Here is a 5,175-nt window from a genome sequence, read left to right on the forward strand (position 1 = left end):
ATCATCGGCGCCCAGCCCTGGCCCGGACAGCGGCACTGGAACATGGAATCCATCTATGATTACGGCGCCCGCGCGGGATTCTGGCGCCTGCACCGGCTGCTGGCGCACATCCCCGTCACCGTCTACGGCGTTGCCACCGCGCTGGAGCGCAGCCCGGAACAGGTGGCCGCCATGCAGGATGCAGGCTGGGAAATCGCCACCCACGGGCTGAAATGGATCGACTATCGCAACATCCCGCGCGAGACCGAGGCGGACCACCTCGCCCGCGCCATCGCCCTGCACAAGGCCGTCACCGGCCAGCGCCCGCGCGGCTTTTATCAGGGCCGCACCTCGATGAACACGGTGGCGCTTGGCTGCGAAGAGGGCGGCTTTGACTACCTGTCCGACACCATCGCCGATGATCTGCCCTATTGGCATGTGCATGAGGGCCGGCCGCAGCTGATGGTGCCCTATACGATGGATGCCAATGACATGCGGTTTTCCAGCGGTCAGGGATTCGGCACCGGCACCGATTTCTTCGACTATCTGCGCGACAGTTTCGACATGCTCTATGCCGAAGGGCTGGCGGGGGCGCCCAAAATGATGTCCGTCGGCCTGCATTGCCGCCTGGCGGGCCGCCCCGGCCGCGCCATGGCGATCCAGCGCTTTCTGGACCACGCCCGCGCGCATGACGGCGTCTGGTTCGCGACCCGCCTCGACATCGCCCGCCACTGGGCGCGCACGCACCCGTTCCAGCCCCGCCTGCGCCCCTCGCAGATGGAGCGCGCGGATTTCGTGGCCCGTTTCGGCGGCATCTACGAGCATTCGCCCTTCATCGCCGAACGCGTCTGGGAGGCCGAGATGGGCGCCGTCCATGACAGCCCCGCAGGCCTTGCCGCCCGCATGGCGCAGACCTTCCGGCAGGCCTCGGACGAAGAACGCCTTGGCGTGCTGCGCGCGCATCCCGATCTGGCGGGCAAGCTGGCGCAGGCCCGCCGCCTGACCGCCGACAGCACAGCCGAGCAGGCCAGCGCCGGTCTCGACGCGCTGACCGATGCCGAACGCGCCACCTTCACCCGCCTCAACGACGCCTATGTCGCCCGCCACGGCTTTCCCTTCATCATCGCCGTGCGCGACCACGACAAGGCGGGCATCCTTGCGGCCATGCAGAAACGCACCGGCAACGACACCGGAACCGAACGCGCCGAGGCCGAAGCACAGGTCACACGAATCGCAGAAATCAGACTGAAAGAGGTGCTTGGATGAAGACCCTGACCAGACTGGATCTTGGCGATGCCCGTGCCCTGATCGCGGGCGCGACCGCCCATGCGCGCGAGATCGGCGTGCCGATGTGCATCGCCGTCACCGATGACAGCGGCCAGCTGATCGCGTTCGAGCGGATGGAGGGCGGCAAGGTCACCTCGACCACCATCGCCATCGACAAGGCATTCACGGCGGCGGCGGCAAAGAAGGCCACCCATGACTATGGCACTGCCAGCCAGCCCGGCGCCCCGGCCTATGGCATCAACTCGGCCCTTGGCGGCAGGCTGATGGTGGTGGGCGGCGGCCTGCCGGTGGTCTGGCAGGGGCAGGTCGTGGGGGGCATCGGCGTCTCGTCCGGCAGCCCCGCACAGGATCAGGCCGTGGCGCAGGCCGGGATCACCGGCTGGACCACGGCGCAGCAGGGCTGATCGCCGCCGGATCACCGCGTGATCCCGGCCCGGTCACCGCGACAGGTCGATCAGGATTTTCAGCTGCGTGCCCGCCGGGTCCAGCAGCCGGTCGAACCCTTCGGTGATCGCCTCGTCCAGCCCGATGCGCCGGGTCACCACCCTGGCGGCGGGCAGGGCGCCAGACGCGATCATATCGGCCACGCGCGGCCAGTAGTGGGTGGGATAGGCCCAGCTGCCCCGCAGATCGACATCCTTGAAGGTGACCGCGAACCAGTCCAGCGGGTTGTCATGCGGATGCAGCCCGGTCTGCACCACCACGCCCTGTTTGCGCACCGCGTCCAGACAGGCTTTCAGCGCATGTTCGTTGCCGACGCATTCGATGGCCACGTCGCAGCCCACCCCGCCCTCGGTCGCGGCACGCAGCGCATCGCCGATGCTGGCGGTGGTCGGGTTCAGCGTGACCACATCGGGCAGCAGATCGCGCACCAGCGCCAGCCGCGTCTCGTTGGGGTCCGAGACGAACAGCCGCACCGCCCCTGCCGCCCGCGCCGCCATCAGCGCCAGCACGCCGATGGGCCCCGCGCCGGTGACCAGCACCGAAGCCCCTGCGAACACGCCCCCCCGGTCGCAGGCATAGACGGCGACGGCGGCAGGCTCGATCAGGGCCACGGCCTCGTCGGGCAGGTCGTCGGGGATCTTCACCACGTTGTAATCGTTCAGCAGCGCCTGTTCGGCCATGCCGCCCGAATGCCAGGACAACCCGGCCAGAGCCAGCTGGTCCGACAGGTGAAACAGCCCCCGGTCGGCATAGTAATCCCCCGCGCGCGGCATGATCAGCGGCTGGACCGAGACCCGGTCGCCCGGTGCGACATGGGCAACGCCCGCGCCCACCGCCAGCACCACGCCGCCGAATTCATGGCCCAGGATCTGCGGGCCGCTGGCGCCGGTGAAGGGATGCGGCTCTTTGGGGATGAAGATCGGGCCATAGGCATATTCGTGCAGGTCGGTGCCGCAGATGCCGCAGAAGGTGTTGCGGATCAGGACCTGACCGGGGCCGGGGGCGGGCGGGGCTGTGACATCCTCGATCCTCAGATCGCGGGCGGCGTGAAAACGCAGGGCTTTCATGGGGTGTTCCTTTCACAAAGGGGTCAGCGATAGACCAGCCCGCCATCCATGATGACGCATTGGCCGGTCATGTAATCGCTGTCGGGACCGGCCAGATAGGACACCAGCCGCGCGACATCCTCGCCCGTCTGGGGCCGGCCAAGCGCGATGCCGCCCACAAACGCATCGAAGGTCTCGCCCTTTTTCGCGCCCGTAACCTCGGCAAAGCGGGCGTCGATCTCGGTCCACATGTCGGTGCCGACGACGCCGGGGCAATAGGCATTGACGGTGATGCCATCGGGCGCGAATTCCTTGGCCGCAACCTGCGTCAGTGCGCGCACCGCGAATTTGGTGCTGCAATAGGCGCCCAGCATCGCGTAACCCTCATGGGCTGCAATCGAGGCGGCCGAGACGATCTTGCCGCCCTGCCCCCGCGCCTTGAACCGTGCGGCGGCGGCCTGAATGCCCCACAGCACGCCCTTGACGTTGACGGCGTGGATCTGGTCCATCTCGGCCTCGGTGATGTCGGCGATGGGCTGGACCTGCGCGATGCCCGCATTGTTGATCATCACGTCAAAGCCGCCCAAGGCATCCTCGGCGTGGTCAATCGCGGCGATCACCTGCGCGCGGTCGGTCACATCGGCGCGGAAGGTGGTCACCGGGCCGTCCAGCGTGGCGGCGGCGCGCACCAGCGCATCCTGATCCAGATCGACCAGCGCCACAGCCAGACCATCGCGGGACAGGCGCTGTGCAATGGCCAGCCCGATCCCCTTTGCCGCGCCTGTCACCAGCGCGACCCTGTTGTCATGGGTCATCGTCGTTCTCCTTGATGGGGGGATGGCCCGGCCATGCGCCGGGCCGTTTGCGCCTCAGCGCAGATGGTGGACCTGCTGGAGGCCGTGGACGGGGGTGGCGATCCCCTCGGCGCGGGCCTTCAGCTGCAGCGCCAGATACAGCGAGTAATGCCGCGACTGGTGCAGGTTGCCGCCATGGAACCACAGGCCGGGCTGCTGCGTGGGCTTCCACATGTTGCGCTGCTCGCCCTCCCACGGGCCGGGGTCCTTGGTCGTGGCCGAGCCCAGCCCCCAGACCTTGCCGACCCGGTCGGCCACCTCCTGCCCGATCAGATCCGCCGCCCAGCCGTTCATCGACCCGTAGCCGGTCGCATAGACGATCAGATCGGCGGGCAGTTCCTGACCGTTCTCCAGCAGCACGCCGGTTTCGGTGATTTCGGCCACCTGCCCATGGGCCAGCTTTACCGCGCCGTCGATGATCAGCTGGCTGGCGCCCACGTCGATGTAATAGCCTGATCCGCGGCGCAGGTATTTCATGAACAGCCCGCTGTCATCATCGCCGAAATCCAGCCTGAACCCGGCCTTTTCCAGCCCGGCATAGAAATCCGCATCGCGTTCGCGGATCTGGTCATATAGCGGCACCTGCCATTGATGCATGATCCTGTAGGGCAGCGAGGCAAAGATCAGGTCGGCCTTTTCGGTGGTGACCCCCGCCGCCACCGCCTCTTCGGAATAGAGCGCGCCGAGGCCGATCTCCATCAGGCTGTCGGATTTGACGATATGGGTCGAGGACCGCTGCAGCATCGTCACATCGGCATCATGTTCCCACAGCGCCGCCGCGATGTCATGGGCCGAGTTGTTCGCCCCCACGATCACCACCTTTTTGCCCGCATAAGCATCCGGGCCGGGATGTTTCGAGGAATGGTGCTGCTCGCCCCGGAACCGGTCCATGCCGGAGAAATCGGGGACGTTCGGCTTGCCCGACATGCCGGTGGCCAGCACCAGTTCCTTTGGATGCAGCGTGACCTGCTGGCCGTCGCGGTCCACCACCACGGTCCATTCGCCCGCAGCCTCGTCATAGCTGGCGCTTTGGCAGGTGCTGCGGGTCCAGTAGTTCAGCTCCATCACGCGTGTGTACATTTCCAGCCAGTCGCCGATCTTGTCCTTGGGGGCAAAGACCGGCCAGGTGTCGGGAAATTTCAGATAGGGCAGATGGTCATACCAGACCGGATCATGCAGGCAGAGCGACTTGTAGCGCCGCCGCCAGCTGTCACCGGGGCGTTCATTCGTGTCGATGATGATCGCGGGCACGCCCAGATGGCGCAGCCGCGCGCCAAGCGCGATGCCGCCCTGCCCGCCGCCGATAATCAGCGTGTGCGGCTGGCGGGTCGTGCCCAGCTCCGCCGCCTCGGCCTCGCGTTCCTCGCGCCAGCTTGGGCGGTTCTTGCCCGCGCCGTGTTTGGCGCCCATCGGGCGGGTCGGGCCTCTGGCCTCTTCATGGCCCTTCAGTTCCTGCAAAGCGGTCAGCAGCGTCCAGATGCGCCCGTCGCGCAGGCGCACCAGCCCGTATCCGCGCCCCACCTGCGTTTCAAAGCGGAACCACGCGGTGATGACGCCGTCCTCCT

General features: G+C 67.3%; 5 protein-coding genes. 2 read left to right on the forward strand and 3 right to left on the reverse strand.

Features of this window, described 5'->3' with window-relative positions; translation table 11 throughout:
• Together uraD and ACK41U_RS18935 are read left to right on the forward strand one after the other, a co-directional pair.
• Nucleotides 1–1,245, forward strand: a 1,245-nt coding sequence (gene uraD, locus ACK41U_RS18930) for a 2-oxo-4-hydroxy-4-carboxy-5-ureidoimidazoline decarboxylase (protein ID WP_409683715.1), incomplete at its 5' end; no start/stop codon positions are given.
• Nucleotides 1,242–1,670, forward strand: coding sequence for a GlcG/HbpS family heme-binding protein (locus ACK41U_RS18935; protein WP_409683718.1), 429 nt, complete (start codon nt 1,242–1,244; stop codon nt 1,668–1,670). The genes uraD and ACK41U_RS18935, both read left to right, overlap by 4 nt.
• 33 nt (nt 1,671–1,703) lie before the next feature.
• Here ACK41U_RS18935 and ACK41U_RS18940 read toward each other — a convergent pair whose 3' ends face one another.
• The 3 genes from ACK41U_RS18940 to ACK41U_RS18950 form a co-directional block, all read right to left on the reverse strand.
• Entirely contained in the window at nt 1,704–2,777 is a 1,074-nt protein-coding gene (locus tag ACK41U_RS18940) for a 2,3-butanediol dehydrogenase (protein ID WP_409683721.1), read from the reverse strand.
• Between the two features lie 23 nt (nt 2,778–2,800).
• Nucleotides 2,801–3,571: an acetoin reductase gene (locus ACK41U_RS18945; RefSeq protein ID WP_409683724.1), complete on the reverse strand. Its 771-nt coding sequence runs from the start codon at nt 3,569–3,571 to the stop codon at nt 2,801–2,803.
• Nucleotides 3,572–3,625: 54 nt separating this feature from the next.
• Nucleotides 3,626–5,175: flavin-containing monooxygenase (locus ACK41U_RS18950; RefSeq protein WP_409683727.1), on the reverse strand; the 1,550-nt coding region annotated here is incomplete at its 5' end.

The sequence above is a fragment of the Paracoccus sp. (in: a-proteobacteria) genome (genome assembly GCF_046289755.1).
In the GTDB taxonomy this organism is placed as follows: Bacteria; Pseudomonadota; Alphaproteobacteria; order Rhodobacterales; family Rhodobacteraceae; genus Paracoccus.